Annotated in this window: 18 protein-coding genes; 5 read left to right on the forward strand and 13 right to left on the reverse strand. The window is 55.2% G+C overall.

The annotated features are described in order from the left end of the window. The first annotated feature begins 194 nt into the window (after positions 1-194). Positions 195-1,247 (forward strand): phosphoporin PhoE, encoded by a 1,053-nt coding sequence (gene phoE, locus IM265_RS05380; RefSeq protein WP_028012086.1) that lies wholly within the window; start codon positions 195-197, stop codon positions 1,245-1,247. Positions 1,248-1,358: 111 nt separating this feature from the next. Here the strand turns inward: phoE and crl are convergent, their stop codons facing one another. The 3 genes from crl to gpt all read right to left on the reverse strand — a co-directional run bounded on the left by crl (position 1,359) and on the right by gpt (position 3,625). Continuing rightward, entirely contained in the window at positions 1,359-1,760 is a 402-nt protein-coding gene (crl, locus tag IM265_RS05385) for a sigma factor-binding protein Crl (protein WP_008500249.1), read from the reverse strand. Between the two features lie 57 nt (positions 1,761-1,817). After that, positions 1,818-3,062 (reverse strand): esterase FrsA, encoded by a 1,245-nt coding sequence (frsA, locus tag IM265_RS05390; protein ID WP_028012084.1) that lies wholly within the window; start codon positions 3,060-3,062, stop codon positions 1,818-1,820. A gap of 104 nt (positions 3,063-3,166) precedes the next feature. Continuing rightward, the gene (gene gpt, locus IM265_RS05395; RefSeq protein ID WP_003863205.1) at positions 3,167-3,625 is read right to left on the reverse strand and encodes a xanthine phosphoribosyltransferase; all 459 of its coding nucleotides are present in this window, start codon (positions 3,623-3,625) and stop codon (positions 3,167-3,169) included. Positions 3,626-3,885: 260 nt separating this feature from the next. On the opposite strand from gpt, the gene pepD reads away from it, so the two are divergent. Continuing rightward, on the forward strand, positions 3,886-5,343 hold the full coding sequence (pepD, locus tag IM265_RS05400; RefSeq protein ID WP_193031441.1) for a cytosol nonspecific dipeptidase: 1,458 nt from the start codon (positions 3,886-3,888) through the stop codon (positions 5,341-5,343). Positions 5,344-5,398: 55 nt separating this feature from the next. Here pepD and dinB read toward each other — a convergent pair whose 3' ends face one another. Beyond that, a complete protein-coding gene (dinB, locus tag IM265_RS05405; protein ID WP_041911133.1) occupies positions 5,399-6,457 on the reverse strand; it encodes a DNA polymerase IV in 1,059 nt (352 codons plus the stop codon). Between the two features lie 158 nt (positions 6,458-6,615). On the opposite strand from dinB, the gene IM265_RS05410 reads away from it, so the two are divergent. Then, on the forward strand, positions 6,616-7,479 hold the full coding sequence (locus IM265_RS05410; RefSeq protein WP_193031443.1) for a glycerophosphodiester phosphodiesterase family protein: 864 nt from the start codon (positions 6,616-6,618) through the stop codon (positions 7,477-7,479). A gap of 30 nt (positions 7,480-7,509) precedes the next feature. On the opposite strand, the gene nqrM is transcribed toward IM265_RS05410, so the two are convergent. Genes nqrM through IM265_RS05445 form a run of 7 tightly spaced genes read right to left on the reverse strand, consistent with a single transcriptional unit; the run spans position 7,510 to position 13,549 of the window. After that, positions 7,510-7,710, reverse strand: a complete 201-nt coding sequence (gene nqrM / locus IM265_RS05415; protein ID WP_041911135.1) for a (Na+)-NQR maturation NqrM — start codon at positions 7,708-7,710, stop codon at positions 7,510-7,512. 2 nt (positions 7,711-7,712) lie between these two features. Continuing rightward, positions 7,713-8,936 (reverse strand): NADH:ubiquinone reductase (Na(+)-transporting) subunit F, encoded by a 1,224-nt coding sequence (gene nqrF / locus IM265_RS05420; RefSeq protein WP_045259789.1) that lies wholly within the window; start codon positions 8,934-8,936, stop codon positions 7,713-7,715. Between the two features lie 10 nt (positions 8,937-8,946). After that, the gene (nqrE, locus tag IM265_RS05425) at positions 8,947-9,543 is read right to left on the reverse strand and encodes an NADH:ubiquinone reductase (Na(+)-transporting) subunit E (RefSeq protein WP_003863217.1); all 597 of its coding nucleotides are present in this window, start codon (positions 9,541-9,543) and stop codon (positions 8,947-8,949) included. A 6-nt stretch (positions 9,544-9,549) separates the two neighbouring features. Next, positions 9,550-10,188, reverse strand: coding sequence for an NADH:ubiquinone reductase (Na(+)-transporting) subunit D (locus IM265_RS05430; protein WP_028012078.1), 639 nt, complete (start codon positions 10,186-10,188; stop codon positions 9,550-9,552). After that, positions 10,181-10,975, reverse strand: a complete 795-nt coding sequence (locus IM265_RS05435) for a Na(+)-translocating NADH-quinone reductase subunit C (RefSeq protein ID WP_041911137.1) — start codon at positions 10,973-10,975, stop codon at positions 10,181-10,183. Before IM265_RS05435 ends, IM265_RS05430 begins: the two co-directional genes overlap by 8 nt. After that, positions 10,968-12,203 carry an NADH:ubiquinone reductase (Na(+)-transporting) subunit B gene (locus tag IM265_RS05440; protein WP_193031445.1) on the reverse strand — a complete coding sequence of 412 codons (1,236 nt, stop codon included), beginning with the start codon at positions 12,201-12,203 and terminating at the stop codon, positions 10,968-10,970. Before IM265_RS05440 ends, IM265_RS05435 begins: the two co-directional genes overlap by 8 nt. 2 nt (positions 12,204-12,205) lie before the next feature. After that, complete coding sequence (locus tag IM265_RS05445) at positions 12,206-13,549, reverse strand: Na(+)-translocating NADH-quinone reductase subunit A (protein WP_193031447.1); 1,344 nt, start codon at positions 13,547-13,549, stop codon at positions 12,206-12,208. A gap of 298 nt (positions 13,550-13,847) precedes the next feature. Between IM265_RS05445 and dpaA the strand changes: the two genes are divergently transcribed. Continuing rightward, complete coding sequence (gene dpaA / locus IM265_RS05450; protein WP_041911140.1) at positions 13,848-14,588, forward strand: peptidoglycan meso-diaminopimelic acid protein amidase; 741 nt, start codon at positions 13,848-13,850, stop codon at positions 14,586-14,588. Here dpaA and IM265_RS05455 read toward each other — a convergent pair. Both IM265_RS05455 and lpcA read right to left on the reverse strand, forming a co-directional pair. Beyond that, entirely contained in the window at positions 14,559-15,326 is a 768-nt protein-coding gene (locus IM265_RS05455) for a class II glutamine amidotransferase (RefSeq protein WP_028012073.1), read from the reverse strand. The two genes, dpaA and IM265_RS05455, sit on opposite strands and share 30 nt — an antisense overlap. 48 nt (positions 15,327-15,374) lie before the next feature. Beyond that, complete coding sequence (gene lpcA, locus IM265_RS05460; RefSeq protein ID WP_193031449.1) at positions 15,375-15,953, reverse strand: D-sedoheptulose 7-phosphate isomerase; 579 nt, start codon at positions 15,951-15,953, stop codon at positions 15,375-15,377. A 239-nt stretch (positions 15,954-16,192) separates the two neighbouring features. On the opposite strand from lpcA, the gene fadE reads away from it, so the two are divergent. After that, positions 16,193-18,637 carry an acyl-CoA dehydrogenase FadE gene (fadE, locus tag IM265_RS05465; protein WP_028012072.1) on the forward strand — a complete coding sequence of 815 codons (2,445 nt, stop codon included), beginning with the start codon at positions 16,193-16,195 and terminating at the stop codon, positions 18,635-18,637. The last annotated feature ends 23 nt before the right edge of the window (positions 18,638-18,660 follow it).

Consider the following 18,660-nt stretch of genomic DNA (forward strand, 5'->3'; position numbering starts at 1 on the left):
ATCAGGAAGCGTAGCGGCAGAATTTGACAAATTTATTACCGTAATAATAAATCACAGTTTTTTAAAATTATTCTTAGTTTGTCATAAAAGTTTCATTCCAGAACGATAAAACCCTTCCTGTTTTTTCACGGGACTTAAGCATCAGCTTATCGTCCAGCGAATTTTTAAAGCGCGTTTATAAGACAGGATCGAAAATGAAAAAGAGCACTCTGGCATTAGTGGTTATGGGCGTGGTGGCTTCCGCATCTGTTCACGCAGCAGAAGTTTATAATAAAAACGGTAATAAACTGGACGTGTACGGCAAAGTGAAAGCTATGCACTATATCAGTGATGATGACACCAAAGATGGTGACCAGACTTACGTTCGTTTCGGTTTTAAAGGCGAAACCCAGATTAACGATCAGCTGACGGGCTACGGCCGTTGGGAAGCTGAATTCGCAGGTAACAAAGCTGAAAGCGACTCCTCGCAGAAAACACGTCTGGCGTTCGCCGGTATTAAACTGAAAGACTTTGGTTCACTGGATTACGGTCGTAACCTGGGCGCGCTTTATGACGTCGCGGCATACACCGATATGTTCCCTGAGTTCGGCGGTGACGGCCTGGCACAGACCGACAACTTCATGACGAAACGTGCCTCCGGACTGGCCACCTACCGCAATACCGACTTCTTTGGCATGGTAGACGGTCTTGATATGACCCTGCAATACCAGGGCAAAAACGAAAACCGCGACGTGAAAAAGCAGAACGGTGACGGCTTTGGTACGTCTCTGGCCTACGATTTCGGCGGCAGCGATTTCTCCGTCATTGGTGCTTATGCCAGCTCCGATCGCACCAACGCGCAGAACCTGCAGGCGCGCGGTGAAGGTAAAAAAGCCGAGGGCTGGGCAACCGGTCTGAAATACGACGCGAACGATATTTACCTGGCCACTATTTATTCTGAAACCCGCAATATGGCCCCTATCTCCGGTGGTTTTGCAAATAAAGCGCAAAACTTCGAAGTGGTTGCACAATATCAGTTTGACTTTGGTCTGCGCCCATCCGTGGGTTATGTACAGTCCAAAGGCAAGGATATCGAAGGCATTGGCGACGAAGATATCGTGAAATATATTGACGTGGGCGCCACGTATTACTTCAACAAAAACATGTCCGCGTTTGTTGATTATAAAATCAACCAGATTGACGACGATAATAAGCTGGGCGTGAGCAGCGATGATATCGTTGCGCTGGGTGTGACGTATCAGTTCTAAGATTATCCAAATAAGAAAATCCCGGCATACAAGCCGGGATTTTTTTGCCCTGGGTAAATGCGGTCTGCTGCCCTCACCCCGGCCCTCTTCCACAGGAAGAGGGAAAAACCATTACGCGGTCAGCTTCACCGCTTCGCTGGAAAAGTCATCCGCAGGCTCGAACTTAAGGTCCAGGGTGGCCAGCAGCGCGCTCGCTTTGTCGTGGAACTCTTTCAGGGTGTATTCTAGGCGATCGATCACTTCCTGATCTTTGATGGTCGTGGCCTGCCAGTTACCGTCTTTGTTAAACAGGCCAAACTGATAGCTATACGTAAAACGTTTCTCCTCTGCTTCCATTTCCATCCACCAGCCCCAGAATTCACGTTTTTCGGGTGCAGGCTTCACGTTGACGCATACAGCCAGGCAGTCGAAAAAAAAGCGATTCTCTTCACACTGCTCTTCTCGAATATACGGGCCGAGAGCCATAAATTTCTTAATCAGCCTACTTTTCGGGTGTCCACTCGGTAACGTCATTGCGATCTCCTTTTGTGAAGCCACTGTTTTACCAAACCAGCGAAATTTAGCAATCTATTAACACACTCTCTGGGCGATCCAGCGCGTGATCTCTTTCAAGGCTTTGTCAAAATTCTGATACACCGGACTGAACGGCACCTCAAGCAATTTGCCATCCGCAGATGACGAAGTGATTAAGCGTGACTCTTCCTCCGGGCTGAACGGATCGTTTTTCCAGAAACCGGACAGCATCGGCGTCGGGCAGCGGCGTCCAAGCAACCCTTGCGTTTTTAACGAGTAGCGATTGAGTTCGACGCGCAGCGCTTCGTCTGAGGCATCATGCATGCCAAGTCGACTGGCAAGGACGTCCAGATACATCTCCGGCACGCTGCCCTGACGGGCAGGATCGCTGAGCAGGGCGTGAACCACCGGGCCCAGGCAGGCGACGGCCTTCAGACGTGAAGATTCAAGGTAAGCCAGACGCACCGCAACGTTGGCACCAAAACGGAAGCCGAACGCCGCGACGCGGGTGTGGTCAACCCACGGAACATTTTCCAGCGCTTTAAGCGCATGCTGGTGCAGCAGGCTCGAATCCTGCGTTAACTTCCACTTCGATGAGAATCCAATAGAAGGCATATCGAGCGTCAGCATCGCGATCCCTTTTGGTGCGAAGTAGCGCTCATACAGGCTGTAATAGTCGATTTGCAGAGAGTCCAGCCCGCCGCACATTAGCACGGTCGGGAACGGGCCGTCGCCTTCAGGCATGTGCAGGAACCCGGTGACGGGCGCACCGCCCGGAACGGCGAACTCAAGCTCGCGCATCTGACCCGGCAGACGTTGAGCAGCTTCCTCATAGGCACGATTCGCCAGCGCCTGAGCCTGCTCGGCCAGCTCATCCCCTTTCAAATGCGGATAGGCGGCGATGGCGTAGAGGTTGGCCGCATGCAGCCAGTGCTTGCCGCTTCGCGTGGCATCCTCTTCCTGGCTGGCTTTTTGCTGCCAGAGCATCGCCTGTTTAGACCATTCGTAGATCCAGTTCCCGCCCCGGTAGCCCACCACCGTGTCGTAGAGCTCGCTGTCGGTACGCTCCGACTCGCTCATTACGATACGCGCCTGCACGTCGAGGATTTCACGGGGATCGATACCGCGCCAGATCCACATCAGGCGGTTAATCATGCGATACCAGTGGGGCACGTTTTTACCGTCTAACGCAGACTGGACGGCAGGCATGGTTCCCGGATTAAACCGACGGACCAGCGTCGACGTTTCAGGGTGTTTGAAACGGGGTTTGAAAAGCGTCTCGGTGAGATTTGCCTGCGTCATTGCGTTGCCTCCATGGATACGTCATATAGTGCCCATTGTAACGCGTGGCGGGATAAAAAGAACAACGCCCGGCATAGCCGGGCGTGTAAAGTTACGTACTGAAATTAACGGCCAGAAATAGGCGGTACGAAGACCACGCCCATATCCCATGGCTGTTCAATCCAGGTATCCTGCGGGATATCAATCACGTAATCGTCGACCAGCGGACGGCCAGCAGGCTTCGCAAAGATAGTGACGAAGTGCGCTTTCGGGTACATTTCGCGAATAGCGACCGCAGTACCGCCGGTGTCTACCAGATCGTCGATAACGATGAAGCCTTCACCGTCGCCTTCAGCGCGTTTCAGCACTTTCAGCTCACGCTGGTTATCATGGTCATAGCTGGAGATGCAGACGGTATCGACATGACGAATACCCAGCTCACGTGCCAGCAGCGCCCCCGGTACCAGACCGCCACGGCTGACGGCAATAATGCCTTTCCACTGTTCGGAAGGCATCAGACGCGCAGCCAGTTTGCGTGCGTGAATCTGCAACATGTCCCAGGTGACGACGTATTTTTCGCTCATGTGAAGTGTCCCAGCCTGTTTTTATACGGCTTAAAAAGTGTTCGAGGGGGAAATAGGTTGCGCGAGATTATAGAGATCTGGCGCACTAAAAACCAGTGTTTAGCGCTCCCTGCCTGAGTTTTTACATGCTTTATGCTACCAGCCAGCAGAGAAAGTGGTATTCTCAGTTGCATCTCGCAAGCCTGTCTTGTGGTAACTATTAACCTGCTAACCCTGTGGCCTGCAACCCTGTTTGCAGCGCCTCGACAAGGAGACTTATCGTGTCTGAACTGTCTCAATTATCTCCGCAGCCGCTGTGGGATATTTTTGCCAAAATTTGCTCCATTCCACACCCTTCCTACCATGAAGAACAGCTTGCCGAACATATTATGGGTTGGGCGAAGGAAAAAGGTCTGCACGCAGAGCGCGACCAGGTTGGCAACATTCTGATCCGCAAACCGGCTACCGCAGGCATGGAAAACCGTAAACCGGTTGTACTGCAGGCGCACCTGGACATGGTGCCACAGAAAAACAACGACACCGTGCACGACTTCACTAAAGACCCAATCCAGCCGTACATCGATGGCGACTGGGTAAAAGCGCGCGGCACCACCCTGGGCGCGGATAACGGCATCGGTATGGCCTCTGCCCTGGCCGTGCTGGCGGACGACAGCGTTGAGCACGGTCCACTGGAAGTGCTGCTGACCATGACCGAAGAAGCGGGCATGGACGGCGCATTCGGTCTGCAGGCGAACTGGCTGCAGGCGGATATCCTGATCAACACCGACTCCGAAGAAGAAGGCGAGATCTACATGGGCTGCGCGGGCGGGATTGATTTCATCTCTACCCTGCCGCTGTCGCGCGAAGCGATCCCTGCCGGCTTCCAGACCTTCAAGCTGACGCTGAAAGGGCTGAAAGGCGGCCACTCCGGCGGCGACATTCATCTGGGTCTCGGCAACGCCAACAAGCTGCTGGCACGCTTCCTGGCAGGCCATGCGGCCGAGCTGGACCTGCATCTGGTAGACTTCAACGGCGGTACCCTGCGCAACGCGATCCCACGCGAAGCCTTCGCCACCGTGGCGGTGCCAGCGGCGAAAGCGGACGAGCTGAAAAAACTCTCCAGCGTCTACCTGGATATCCTGAAAAACGAACTGTCGGCGAAAGAGAAGAACCTGACCGTGGTGCTGGAATCCGTGTCTACGGATAAAGCCGCCCTGACCGCGCAGTCTCGCGACAGCTTCGTTCAGCTGCTGAACGCGACGCCAAACGGCGTGATTCGCAACTCTGACGTGGCGAAAGGCGTGGTGGAAACCTCTCTGAACGTGGGCGTGGTGACCATGAGCGACGACAGTGCGGAAATTATCTGCCTGATCCGCTCCCTGATCGACAGCGGTAAAGAGTATGTAGTAAGCATGCTGGAATCTTTGGGTGCGCTGGCGGGCGCGAAAACCTCCGCCAAAGGCAGCTACCCTGGCTGGCAGCCGGATGCAAGCTCTCCGGTGATGGCGCTGGTGCGTGAAACTTATCAGCGTCTGTTCAACAGCACCCCGAACATCCAGGTGATCCACGCGGGTCTGGAATGTGGTCTGTTTAAGAAGCCGTATCCGGACATGGACATGGTTTCCATCGGGCCAACCATTACCGGTCCACACTCGCCGGATGAGCAGGTTCATATTGAAAGCGTCGGCCATTACTGGACGCTGTTGACGGAACTGCTGAAGGCGATCCCTGCGAAGTAATTTGTCGTCTGTTGCCCGGCGGCGCTACGCTTGCCGGGCCTACGATGAGTGTAATCTACAATCCCAAAACCAGCTGACGCTCCAGCTGCGGATCCAGCAGCGTGACATGCAGTCCCACCAGCCTCACCCCTCGTCCGCCTCGTCGTTCTTCCCACGCCTTTTTCGCTGTTGCGATAAGATCTTCTTTGTTCAGGCGCGGCCAGACGTGCTCCTGCGTCGTCTGCTGAAAGTCGTTAAATTTCAGCTTGATGCCCTGTCGGGCAATCAGTAAATCAGGCTTTACTTTGATCAGGCGTCGCTCCAGCTCCGGATAGAGCTGTTCCGTAATAATGGTTTCGCATTCCGACCAGTCATGGATGTCTTCGCTCAGCGTGCGCTCAACCCCGACCGATTTACGAAGCCGTTCGTTGTTTACATCGCGGTCGTCAATGCCCTGACTGCGCTCCCACAGCACGCGGCCAAACTTCCCAAAGCGCTTGAGCAGCATAGCTAGGTCGCTTCGCTGCACGTCTTCGCAGGTGCGTAACCCCATACTTTCCAGCTTCGCGGCGGAGACTTTGCCTACGCCGGGGATTTTGCCAAGCGGCAGCGTTTTTAAAAACGCCGGGACCTCTTCAGGGGTGATGACGTACTGGCCGTTGGGTTTATTTAAATCGGAAGCAATTTTGGCGAGAAATTTTACCGGCGCGACGCCTGCCGACGCGGTGAGATTCAGCTCGTTGAAAATGGTCTGGCGGATCTCCTGCGCCATCAGGGTAGCGGAGCCGTGACAGTGCAGGCTGTCGGTGACGTCCAGATAGGCTTCGTCCAGCGAAAGCGGTTCAATCAGTGAGGTATAGCGGGAGAAGATTTCGCGTATATGGTTTGAGGCTTCTTTATAGGCGTCAAAGCGCCCGGGCAAAAGAGTAAGGTGCGGACACAGTTTCAGCGCCATCGCCGTCGGCATGGCGCTGCGCACGCCAAATTTGCGTGCAGGATAGTTGGCGGTGCTGATCACACCGCGCTGAACGCGGCTGCCGCCAATGGCGATGGGAATATCCCGCAGCGCCGGGTTGTCACGCATCTCCACTGCGGCAAAAAAGCAGTCCATATCGACATGGATTATTTTGCGCATCGGTCATACCACACATGTATTTATATACAGTATAACAAAAGGCAAAAAATGCGTCAGCTATTTTCCTTACTCACGGTTGTCATATAAACGTGTTACAAACATTCGTAATAAAACCTTTATATACATACACTTATGTAATCAATGGAGCGTAATTATTCATGAAGAAAATTCTCTCGATTTCGTTACTGTTTCTGGCGAGTGCTGCATCTGCTACCCCTGCGATCGTTGCCCACCGGGGCGGGACTGCGGATGCACCTGAAAATACCCTGCCAGCCATTAAGCTCGCCCTCGAAAACAAAGCAGATATCGTCTGGATAACCGTGCAGCTCAGTCGGGATGGCGTACCGGTTCTCTATCGACCTGCCGATCTGAAAGCGTTAACCAATCTGCAGGGAAAGGTGTCACAGTATACCGCTGAAGAACTGGCAAAGGCGGATGCCAGCGTGAAGTGGAAAGATAAGGGCCTGCCGGAAAGCCTGCTTAATTCCCCGATACCGACGCTGAAGTCGGTGCTGAGCGCCTGGCCAAATATGCGTTTTTTCATTGACATCAAATCGCCGGATGCCGATCCGGCGACCATGGGCAACGCGCTGCTTAACGTATTGAAAGAGACCAACAGCCTGAATCGCGTTCGCGTTTATTCAACCGAAGATCGCTATATGGAAGCATTGCCTGTCGAAATCCCCCGCTTTGTCACGCGCAGCGAAACCCGCACGCGTCTGGCCACGATTTCGTTGAGCCATGAATGTCTGCCTCCTTCACAAAAAATGGACGATTACTGGTATGGGCTTGAATTAAACCGAAAAGTAGAAGTGGTCGAGAAATTCACCTTAGGCGAAGGTGTCTCTCCTGCAACATTAACGTGGGACAAAGAGGCCGTTGACTGCTTCCGCTCTCAGGGCAATGCCCATCTGATTTTTATCGGCGTGAACTCTGAAGAGGATTACCAGAAGGCGAAAACACTGGGTGCCGAAGGGGTTCTTGTAGACTCACCAGCCAAAGCCAAAAGCTGGGCAAAATAAATGATAAAGGCCGCACGAAGCGGCCTTTTCCTAGATGATCCTCTGCTGATCCCGGGCCATCCGTTTTTTACGGGCATCACAGGGCTCCGGGCAGTCGCACACCTTTTCCATTCCGATGGAAGAGATACCTCCACAGCTGCCCTGAATGCTTTTACGCTTGATGATCCAGCCTAAAGACATACCGAACACCACCAACAAAAACACCGCAAAGGTTGCCAGAAAGGTCAACATTATCAGCCCCCGAAATCATCAAGGAGGATGTTTTCATCTTCCACGCCGAGATCTTTGAGCATCTTGATCACGGCGGCGTTCATCATTGGCGGACCACACATATAGAACTCGCAGTCTTCCGGTGCCGGATGCTGTTTGAGGTAGTTTTCATACAGCACGTTGTGAATGAATCCCGTGTAGCCCGTCCAGTTATCTTCCGGCTGCGGATCGGAGAGTGCCACGTGGAAGGTAAAGTTCGGATTCTCACGCGCCAGCTGTTCGAACTCATCGTCGTAGAACATTTCGCGCAGCGAGCGCGCACCGTACCAGAAGCTGATTTTACGCTTGCTGCCGAGACGTTTGAGCTGATCAAAGATGTGCGAGCGCATAGGGGCCATACCCGCACCGCCGCCGATAAAGACCATTTCCGCGTCGGTATCTTTAGCAAAAAACTCGCCGAACGGACCGGAGATCGTCACCTTGTCGCCTGGCTTAAGGGACCAGATATACGACGACATCACGCCAGGCGGCGCGTCAGGCACGTTTGGCGGCGGCGTGGCGATACGCACGTTGAGCATGATAATGCCCTTCTCTTCCGGGTAGTTAGCCATGGAATAGGCGCGCAGCGCGGGCTCTTTTACCTCGGAAACAAAGCGGAAGAGATTAAATTTATCCCAGTCGGCCCGGTACTCATCGGGCACGTCGAAGTCCGCATAGGCCACGGTGTGCGCCGGACACTCAATCTGGATATACCCACCTGCACGGAACGGGACGCTCTCCCCTTCAGGGACACGCAGCTTGAGCTCTTTAATGAACGTGGCTTTGTTATCGTTCGAGATAACCTCGCACTCCCATTTTTTCACGCCGAAAATCTCTTCCGGCAGCTCAATCTTCATGTTCTGACGCACCGCGACCTGGCACGCCAGGCGGCACCCCTCTTTCGCTTCACGCTTCGTAATATGCGACAGTTCAGTAGGCAGAATATCACCGCCCCCCTCTTTCACCGTCACACGACACTGCCCGCATGAGCCGCCTCCACCGCAGGCTGACGAGACAAAAATCCCGTTGCCCGAGAGCGTATTAAGCAGCTTGTCCCCTGCCGGAGTGCGGATCTGGTTCTGCGGATCGTCATTGATATCAATGATCACATCCCCGGAATTAACCAGCTTTGCGCGCGCCGCCAGAATCAACCCTGACAGCACCAGTACTATCAGCGTGAACATCACCACGCCAAGAATAATTTCCATCTGTTAGCCCTTATAGCTGCACACCGGAGAAGGACATAAAGCCCAACGCCATCAGGCCGGTGGTGATAAAGGTGATCCCTAAGCCACGCAGCCCCGCAGGCACGTTGGCATATTTCATTTTTTCACGGATCCCCGCCATAGTGACAATCGCCAGCATCCAGCCGATACCGGAACCGAAGCCGTACACCACCGATTCACTGAAGTTGTAATCGCGCTGAACCATAAACGAGACGCCACCGAAGATGGCGCAGTTCACCGCGATCAGCGGCAGGAAGATCCCCAGAGCGTTGTACAGCGACGGGAAATACTTATCGAGGATCATCTCCAGGATTTGTACCAGCGCCGCAATCACCCCGATGAAGGTGATGAAGTTCAGGAAGCTAAGATCGACGCCTTCCACCAGCGCGCCGTCCCGCAGCACGAAGTTGAACACCAGGTTGTTAATCGGAACCGAAAGCCCCAGCACAACGGTGACCGCCACGCCCAGGCCAAATGCCGTCGAGACCTTTTTAGAGACGGCAAGGAACGTACACATGCCCAGGAAGAAGGCGAGCGCCATGTTTTCAACAAACACCGCGCGCACAAATAAACTCAGGTAATGAGCCATTGTCGGTTACTCCTTTTCCTGCTGTTCAGGCTTCAACGTACGAATCAGCCAGATCAGCAAACCGATAATGAAAAACGCGCTTGGGGCCAGCAGGAACAGGCCGTTCGGCAGATACCAGCCGCCGTTCTGTACCGTATCCAGCACCTGAACGCCAAACAGCTTGCCGCTGCCAATCAGCTCGCGCAGGAAACCGACCGTCAGGAGGATCACGCCGTAGCCCAGGCCGTTGCCGATACCGTCCATAAAGCTCGCCAGCGGCGGCATTTTCATGGCGTAGGCTTCAGCGCGCCCCATCACGATGCAGTTGGTGATAATCAGCCCGACAAACACCGAAAGCTGTTTGGAGGTTTCATAGGCGAACGCGCGCAGCAGCTGATCGACCACGATCACCAGCGAGGCGATGATCGCCATCTGCACGATGATCCTCACGCTGTTGGGGATGTGGTGGCGGATCATCGAGATAAACATGCTGGAAAACGCCGTCACCAGCGTTACCGCCAGCGTCATCACCACCGCCGTTTCCAGCTTGGTCGTTACCGCCAGAGCCGAGCACACACCCAGCACCTGCAGGGTTATCGGGTTATTGGCTAAAAGTGGGCCAATCAGCACCTTTTTAACTTCTTTCAGTTCACCCGTATCAGCCATTGTTCAGCGCTCCTTCACGTACGTTCTTCAGGAAGGGACCAAAGCCCAATTCACCCATCCAGAAATCAAAACTGTGCTGCACCCCGTTAGAGGTGAGTGTGGCGCCGGAAAGACCGTCAACGGCGAATTCATCCCCAGGACGCGCGCCTCCTTTCACCACCTTCAGCGCAGGCTGACCGTTATCATTGAGCACTTTTTTACCGATAAACTGCGCACGCCAGTTAGGGTTTTCCACTTCGCCACCCAGCCCCGGCGTTTCGCCCTGATCGTAATAAGTAATACCTTTGACCGTGCGGCCATCGGTATCCAGTGCCACAAACGCATACATCATTGACCATAAGCCGTTGCCGTAGATGGGCAACACGATTTCCTGTATGCGCTTCTGCTCGTCACGAACGAGGTAAATCTCCGCGACATTGCTGCGGCGCTTAATGCCAGCCGGATCCTGCGAGGCGTCAAGCACGGTGCTCATCTGCGGATCCTTTAATGCCAGCGCCTGGTTATATTTCGCCGGGTCTTTATCCATCAGCTCGCCGGTTTTTAAATCCACCAGCCGTGCGGTAATGCGTTCAGCAAACACGGCCGCGACGTCGTCCTTCGTCATGCCTTCCTGCATCAGCCCGGCCACGGCCAGGATGTTGCGCTGTTTATCCAGCGCGCGCTGTTCCTGCTGCAGCGGCTTTAACCCTACGGCGGAACCGGCAACCACGATGGAACAGACCAGACACAGTACCAAAACCACCAGCAGCGTTTTGCTGATGCTGTCGTTATTTTTAACCTCAGCCACGCGCCTTCCTCCGCTTAATGTTGGCGCGCACGACCAGGTAGTCGAACAGCGGCGCAAACAGGTTGGCAAACAGAATGGCCAGCATCATCCCTTCCGGATAGGCCGGGTTGACCACGCGAATCAGTACACACATCACGCCAATGAGCGCGCCGTAGCAACATTTCCCCCTGTCGGTAAAGGAGGCCGAGACGGGATCGGTGGCCATGAACATCATGCCAAACGCAAAGCCTCCCAGCACCAGGTGCCAGTACCACGGCATGGAGAACATCGGGTTCGTGTCTGAACCAATGAAGTTGAACAGCGTGGCGGTAAGCACCATGCCGAGCATAACGCCCGCGACGATGCGCCAGGACGCCACGCGGCCAAAGAGGATGATGGCCCCGCCGATCAAAATCATCAGGGTAGATACTTCGCCAATAGAGCCCGGAATGTTGCCAAGAAACGCGTCAAACCAGGTCACGGGCTGGCCGGTAGCATTGTTGACCAGCGTTTCGCCGCCACCTGCCGCCCACTGTGAAAGTGGCGTCGCGCCGGAGAAACCGTCCGCAGCCGTCCACACCAGGTCGCCCGAAATCTGCGCCGGGTAAGCAAAGAACAGAAACGCACGCCCCGCCAGCGCCGGGTTGAGGAAGTTACGTCCGGTGCCGCCGAAAATCTCTTTGGCAATCACCACGCCAAAGCTGATCCCCATCGCCGCCTGCCAGAGCGGCAGAGTCGGCGGAACAATCAGCGCAAACAGAATGGAGGTCACGAAGAAGCCTTCGTTAATCTCGTGTTTGCGGATGATGGCGAACAGCACTTCCCAGAAGCCGCCCACGATAAAGACGGTCATGTAGATCGGCAGGAAGAAGACGGCCCCCAGCGTCATCATGCTGACCCAGCCTGCATCAGCCGCAAAGCTCACGCCCAGCGACTGCGCCAGACGATAGTGCCAGTCAGACTGGATCACCTGCGCCAGCTGCTGGGCGTCGTACATATGATGCAGCGCCGGAATGGTTTGCAGACCAACGTTGTACATGCCCCAGAACATGGCCGGGAAAACCGCAAACCACACCAGGATCATCATGCGTTTCAGGTCGATGGCATCGCGAACGTGCGCTGCCCCTTTCGTCACCAGACCCGGAGTGTAGAAAATAGTCGTCGTCGCTTCATACAGCGGGTAGTACTTTTTGAGCTTCCCTTCGGTAAAGTGCGGCTCAATTTTTTCAAAGAGGTGTTTTAATCCCATGGTTATCCTTCCTGCTCAATGCGGGTTAACACCTCGCGCAATACGGGTCCATATTCGTATTTACCCGGACACACATAGGTACAGAGCGCCAGATCTTCTTCATCCAGTTCCAGACAACCGAGCGCCTGCGCGCCGTCGGTATCGCCTGCCAGAAGATCGCGCAGCAGCACGGTAGGCAGAATATCCAGCGGCATTACACGTTCGTAGTTGCCAATCGGAACCATCGCGCGCTCGCCGCCGTTCGTGCTGGTCGAGAAGTTAAAGAGCTTATGACGCAGAAAGTGGCCAAGCGTGGTGCGGGTGACGGAGTATTTTTCTGCGCCAGGCAGAACCCAGCCGAACAGCTCTTTCTCACGCCCTTCCAGAACGACGCTCACCTGAAGATGGAAACGTCCCAGGTACGCGTGCGCATTGACAGCGCGGCGGCCGCTGAGTACCGAACCGGAAATGAGGCGGTTTTCACCCTCTTTCGTTTCCCCTGCCAGCAGTTCATTAATGTCTGCTCCCAGAAGCGTCTTAACCAGACGCGGGTTTGCGGCCTGCGGCCCGCCGATGACGATAATCCGTTCAGCGCAGAGTTCACCCGTCGTAAAAAGCTTACCGATGGCAATGACATCCTGATAATTAAGGTGCCAGACCTGTTTTTTAAGGCTCACCGGCTCAAGGAAGTGGATATGGGTCCCGACCAGACCCGCCGGATGCGGGCCGGAAAATTCATTAAACGTAACCTGTCCCTGCGGATGGCCGCCAAGCTTGCCGCCACTGGCCTGGCAAACGTGCACTTTTCCGGGCGTCAGGCGAGTCAGAACGGTCAGCCCGGCATCAAAGGCTTTACGCTGCGCCAGGATAATGGGCTGCGGGTCTGCGCTGAGCGGGTTGGTGTCGATGGCCGTCACGAAAATGGCAGCCGGGGCGGTATCAGGAACGGGTGATTTGCTGAAAGGACGCGTACGCAGCGCCGTCCACAGGCCGGACGCGAGCAGCTGAGCCTGCACATCTTCGCGGCTAAGCGTCGCGAGGTCTGCCGCATCATAACGAGCAAACTCACGCTGTTCATCGCCTTCAATGCGGATTACCACCGACTGCAGCACGCGACGCTCGCCGCGGTTGATCGCTACCACGGTGCCGCTGGCGGGGGCCGTGAACATGACGCCGGGATTTTTTTTGTCTTCAAAGAGCGCCTGCCCTTTGATCACGCGATCGCCCTCCTGCACCAGCATTGAGGGACGCATGCCCAGATAATCGTCACCTAAAATTGCGACATGACGGACGCTTGCGCCACACGAGACGTGCTGCTCAGGCACGCCTGCAATCGGCAAATTAAGTCCTTTTTTTATTTTAAACATGTGGTTAGCAGGTTTCCATAAACAACGATCCAGTGGGCGCAAAGTGTAACATTTTCCCCTTCTCTCGGGCAGGGGATCCACGGTCGGGCGCGCCAAAATGCGAGCTATTACGCAAAGTTCCTGGAGCCAGCGCGTTTTTGATGGTTTATAAAGTAAAACTAATTTGTAAACTCACCGCCCGGCTCTTGCGAAAATCTATAGCGGTGCTAATGTGAGCGCACCTAACAGAATAATCTGATTTCGGGTCTCTTTTGCCGTCCTGGCAAGTTAGTCCAGGTTTTATCAAGGAATTTGTAGTATGCGTAAAATCGCATTGTTCATTGCGATGCTTCTGATTCCGTGCATGTCGTTTGCCGGGCTGCTCAGCAGCAACAGCTCCACCACGCCGATCAGCAAAGAATATAAACAGCAGTTAATGGGATCCCCGGTTTATATTCAAATCTTCAAGGAAGAGCGCACGCTCGATCTGTTTGTAAAAATGGGCGAAACATATCAGCTGCTTGATAGCTACAAAATTTGTAACTATTCCGGCGGGCTGGGCCCGAAACAGCGTCAGGGCGATTTCAAAAGCCCGGAAGGTTTTTACAACGTTCAGCGTAACCAGCTAAAGCCGGATAGCCGCTTCTATAAAGCCATCAACATTGGTTTCCCGAACGCCTATGACCGTGCTCACGGTTATGAAGGGAAATACCTGATGATCCACGGTGCCTGCGTGTCTGTCGGCTGCTACGCGATGACCGACTCCGGCATTGATGAGATTTTCCAGTTCGTAACCGGCGCACTGGTCTTTGGGCAGCCTAACGTTCAGGTCAGCATCTATCCGTTCCGCATGACCGATGCCAATATGGCGCGCCATAAGTACTCTTACTACGCCGATTTCTGGAAACAGCTGAAGCCGGGTTATGACTACTTTGAGCAGACCCACAAGCCGCCGGTAGTCTCTATCGTCGATGGCCGTTACGTGGTCAGCAAACCGCTGAGCCACGAAGTCGTCCACCCGCAGCTGGCGTCAAATTACACGGTCCCCGAGACAAAATAGCACCCACTCGCCTGGCATAATCTTTTGCCAGGTTTCGTTGCCCGTCAGCGGCTGCGTTGCAATAACGGTGACCACATCGTTCGGTGTGGTCTCCTTCTGAAAGTCTATCTCCACATCCTGATCGAGCAGCGTAGCAACGCCAAACGGCGCGCGGCGCGTGATCCAGAAGAGATTCGTCGAGCAGAACGCCATCACGTAGCGCCCGTCAGACAACAGCATGTTAAACACGCCTTTTTCACGCAATTCGGCTGCCAGCGTCGCGATGTATTTGAATACGGCGGCCATATTGCCGGGCGTGCGCGGATAACGTTCTGTCAGCTTATGCAGCAGCCAGCAGAAGGCCTTCTCGCTGTCCGTTTCGCCCACCGGACGGAAGTTGCCCGTTTCCAGAGATTTATAGCCCGTAAGCTGCCCGTTGTGCGCGTAGGTCCAGTTACGGCCCCACAGCTCGCGGGTAAAGGGATGGGTATTTTCCAGCGCAACTTCGCCGCGGTTTGCCTGGCGAATATGCGCGATCACCGAACAGGATTTAATGGGATAGTCCTGCACCAGTTTGGCAATCGGTGAGTTAAAGCTGGGCTGTGGATCTTTGAACGTGCGACACCCTTTGCCTTCGTAGAAGGTGATGCCCCAGCCGTCTTTATGCGGCCCGGTTCCCCCACCGCGCTGAACCAGCCCGGTGAAGCTAAAGCAGATATCGGTTGGCACATTGGCGCTCATCCCGAGCAGTTCGCACATACATCACCTCCACAACAGCGGGGGGCACCGGTGCCCCCCAGCGAAGCCTTACTTAACCATCTCTTTTTCGATCAGCTGGATCAGGATGTGGATCACTTTGATGTGAATTTCCTGAACGCGATCTGCATAGCCGAAGTGCGGAACGCGAATTTCGATATCCGCCGTACCGTCCATCTTACCGCCATCTTTCCCGGTCAGGATGATCACCTTCATCCCTTTTTCACGCGCGGCGGCGATCGCTTTGATCACGTTCGCGGAGTTACCGGAGGTAGAGATACCCAGCAGCACGTCGCCTTCACGGCCTACTGCCTCAACGTAGCGGGAAAAGATGTGGTCGTAACCGAAGTCGTTGCCTACGCAGGAGATGTGGCTCACGTCGGAAATCGCAATCGCCGGGTAGCCCGGACGGTTTTCGCGATAGCGTCCGGTCAGCTCTTCGGCGAAGTGCATGGCGTCACAGTGGGAACCGCCGTTACCGCAGGAGAGCACTTTGCCACCGGCCTTAAAACTATCGGCCAGCAGGACCGCCGCGCGCTGAATAGCGTGAATATTGGCATCATCTTTCAGAAAGTTCGCCAGCGTTTCCGCCGCTTCGTTCAGTTCGTTACGAATAAGATCCTGGTACATGAGGATAATCCTTCAGTATTGATGAAATAACACAGTGGAGTGTACCGGATAGCGGGAAAAGCGAGAAGCTAAAGCCATGCGAATCGTCCGGCGTTTTGATTTTTTGTGCCGGCGAAAACGCGAACAATGTGAACCAGGTTGTAATTATTTTGTAAACACATTGCTAAAGGAATTCACATCAACTACAACCATATCATCACAAGTGGTCAGACCTCCTACAAGCAAGGGAGCTTTTCTTTATGATGATTTTGAGCATTCTCGCAACCGTTGTACTGCTCGGTGTGTTGTTCTATCACCGCGTCAGTTTATTCCTGAGCAGCCTGATTCTTCTGGCCTGGACGGCTGCGCTTGGCGTCGCAGGTCTCTGGAATATCTGGATTTTGGTCCCTCTTGCCATCATTCTGCTGCCGTTTAACCTGGCCCCGATGCGTAAGTCGATGATCTCCGCGCCAGTATTTAAAGGCTTCCGCAAAGTGATGCCGCCGATGTCGCGCACCGAGAAAGAAGCGATTGATGCGGGCACCACCTGGTGGGAAGGCGACCTGTTCCAGGGCAACCCGGACTGGAAAAAGCTGCACAACTATCCGCAGCCGCGCCTGACCGCCGAAGAACAGGCCTTTATTGACGGCCCGGTGGAAGAAGCGTGCCGCATGGCGAACGACTTTGCTATCACCCACGAAATGGCCGACCTGCCGCCGGAGCTGTGGGCGTACCTGAAAGAGCATCGCTTCTTCGCGATGATCATTAAGAAAGAGTACGGCGGTCTTGAGTTCTCCGCTTACGCGCAGGCTCGCGTGCTGCAAAAGCTGGCGGGCGTTTCCGGGATCCTGGCGATTACCGTCGGCGTACCGAACTCCTTAGGCCCGGGCGAACTGCTGCAGCATTACGGTACGGAAGAGCAGAAAGATCACTATCTGCCGCGACTGGCGCGCGGTCAGGAAATCCCGTGCTTCGCGCTGACCAGCCCGGAAGCAGGCTCCGATGCAGGCGCAATCCCGGATACCGGCGTGGTCTGTATGGGCGAGTGGCAGGGCCAGCAGGTGCTGGGCATGCGCCTGACCTGGAACAAACGCTATATCACTCTGGCGCCTATCGCCACCGTGCTGGGCCTGGCCTTTAAGCTCTCCGACCCGGAAAAACTGCTGGGCGGTGAAGAGGATCTGGGCATTACCTGTGCGCTGATCCCAACCTCGACGCCGGGCGTTGAAATTGGCCGTCGTCACTTCCCGCTGAACGTGCCGTTCCAGAACGGCCCGACCCGCGGCCAGGATATCTTCGTGCCGATTGACTACATCATCGGCGGCCCGAAAATGGCCGGTCAGGGCTGGCGCATGCTGGTGGAATGTCTGTCGGTGGGTCGCGGTATTACCCTGCCGTCGAACTCAACCGGCGGCCTGAAGTCCGTCGCGATGGGAATTGGCGCTTATGCCCACATTCGCCGTCAGTTCAAAATCTCCATCGGCAAGATGGAAGGTATCGAAGAGCCGCTGGCGCGCATCGCGGGCAACGCCTACGTGATGGACGCCGCTGCATCCCTGATTACCTACGGCATCATGCTGGGCGAAAAACCGGCCGTGCTGTCCGCGATTGTGAAGTACCACTGTACCCACCGCGCGCAGCAGTCGATCATTGACGCGATGGATATCGCGGGCGGTAAAGGCATTATGCTCGGCGAAGGCAACTTCCTGGCGCGCGGCTATCAGGGCGCACCGATTGCCATCACCGTGGAAGGGGCTAACATCCTGACCCGCAGCATGATGATCTTCGGCCAGGGTGCGATTCGCTGCCATCCGTACGTGCTGGAAGAGATGGCCGCTGCGCAGAATAACGACGTGGACGCCTTCGACAAACTGCTGTTCAAACATATCGGTCACGTGGGCAGCAACAAGGTGCGGAGCTTCTGGCTGGGCCTGACGCGCGGCCTGACCAGCGCGACGCCAACCGGCGATGCGACCAAACGTTACTACCAGCATCTGAACCGTCTGAGCGCCAACCTGGCTCTGCTGTCCGACGTTTCCATGGCGGTGCTGGGCGGTAGCCTGAAGCGTCGCGAGCGTATCTCCGCCCGTCTGGGCGACGTGCTGAGCCAGATCTTCCTGGCCTCTGCGGTGCTGAAACGCTACGACGACGAAGGCCGTCAGGAAGCGGATCTGCCGCTGGTGCACTGGGGCGTGCAGGATGCGATGTATCAGGCGGAACAGGCGATTGACGACCTGCTGGCGAACTTCCCGAACCGCTTCGTGGCTGGCGCTCTGCGCGTGGTGATCTTCCCGACCGGTCGTCATCATCTGGCGCCGTCCGACAAGCTGGACCACAAGGTGGCGAAGATCCTGCAGGTTCCGAGCGCAACCCGCTCCCGCATTGGCCGCGGTCAGTATCTGGCGCCAACGCCGCATAACCCGGTGGGCCTGCTGGAAGAGGCGCTGCTGGACGTGATGGCCGCCGACCCGATTCACCAGAAAATCTGCAAACAGCTGGGTAAAAACCTGCCGTTTACTCGTCTGGACGAACTGGCGAAACAGGCGCTGGCCGGTGGCATTATCAATAACGACGAAGCTGCGCTGCTGGTGAAAGCCGAAGAGAGCCGTCTGCGCAGTATTAACGTGGATGATTTCGAACCGGAAGAGCTGGCGACGCAGCCGGTAAAGCTGCCGGAGAAGCACCGCAAACCTGAAGCGGCATAACCCGCTTCGCTCTGACAAACCCC

The organism is Enterobacter cloacae complex sp. P17RS, assembly GCF_014895885.1.
In the GTDB taxonomy this organism is placed as follows: domain Bacteria; phylum Pseudomonadota; class Gammaproteobacteria; order Enterobacterales; family Enterobacteriaceae; genus Enterobacter; species Enterobacter bugandensis.

What these genes read in the sequence shown, in the direction of transcription:
- frsA (WP_028012084.1), bottom strand. Translation starts at nt 3,062, where the DNA reads ATGACGCAGGCAAATCTCACCGAGACGCTTTTCAAACCCCGTTTCAAA.
- gpt (WP_003863205.1), bottom strand. Translation starts at nt 3,625, where the DNA reads ATGAGCGAAAAATACGTCGTCACCTGGGACATGTTGCAGATTCACGCA.
- phoE (WP_028012086.1), top strand. Translation starts at nt 195, where the DNA reads ATGAAAAAGAGCACTCTGGCATTAGTGGTTATGGGCGTGGTGGCTTCC.
- nqrM (WP_041911135.1), bottom strand. Translation starts at nt 7,710, where the DNA reads ATGTTGACCTTTCTGGCAACCTTTGCGGTGTTTTTGTTGGTGGTGTTC.
- IM265_RS05430 (WP_028012078.1), bottom strand. Translation starts at nt 10,188, where the DNA reads ATGGCTGATACGGGTGAACTGAAAGAAGTTAAAAAGGTGCTGATTGGC.
- dinB (WP_041911133.1), bottom strand. Translation starts at nt 6,457, where the DNA reads ATGCGCAAAATAATCCATGTCGATATGGACTGCTTTTTTGCCGCAGTG.
- lpcA (WP_193031449.1), bottom strand. Translation starts at nt 15,953, where the DNA reads ATGTACCAGGATCTTATTCGTAACGAACTGAACGAAGCGGCGGAAACG.
- nqrE (WP_003863217.1), bottom strand. Translation starts at nt 9,543, where the DNA reads ATGGCTCATTACCTGAGTTTATTTGTGCGCGCGGTGTTTGTTGAAAAC.
- fadE (WP_028012072.1), top strand. Translation starts at nt 16,193, where the DNA reads ATGATGATTTTGAGCATTCTCGCAACCGTTGTACTGCTCGGTGTGTTG.
- IM265_RS05445 (WP_193031447.1), bottom strand. Translation starts at nt 13,549, where the DNA reads ATGTTTAAAATAAAAAAAGGACTTAATTTGCCGATTGCAGGCGTGCCT.
- dpaA (WP_041911140.1), top strand. Translation starts at nt 13,848, where the DNA reads ATGCGTAAAATCGCATTGTTCATTGCGATGCTTCTGATTCCGTGCATG.
- crl (WP_008500249.1), bottom strand. Translation starts at nt 1,760, where the DNA reads ATGACGTTACCGAGTGGACACCCGAAAAGTAGGCTGATTAAGAAATTT.
- IM265_RS05410 (WP_193031443.1), top strand. Translation starts at nt 6,616, where the DNA reads ATGAAGAAAATTCTCTCGATTTCGTTACTGTTTCTGGCGAGTGCTGCA.
- IM265_RS05455 (WP_028012073.1), bottom strand. Translation starts at nt 15,326, where the DNA reads ATGTGCGAACTGCTCGGGATGAGCGCCAATGTGCCAACCGATATCTGC.
- IM265_RS05440 (WP_193031445.1), bottom strand. Translation starts at nt 12,203, where the DNA reads ATGGGATTAAAACACCTCTTTGAAAAAATTGAGCCGCACTTTACCGAA.
- nqrF (WP_045259789.1), bottom strand. Translation starts at nt 8,936, where the DNA reads ATGGAAATTATTCTTGGCGTGGTGATGTTCACGCTGATAGTACTGGTG.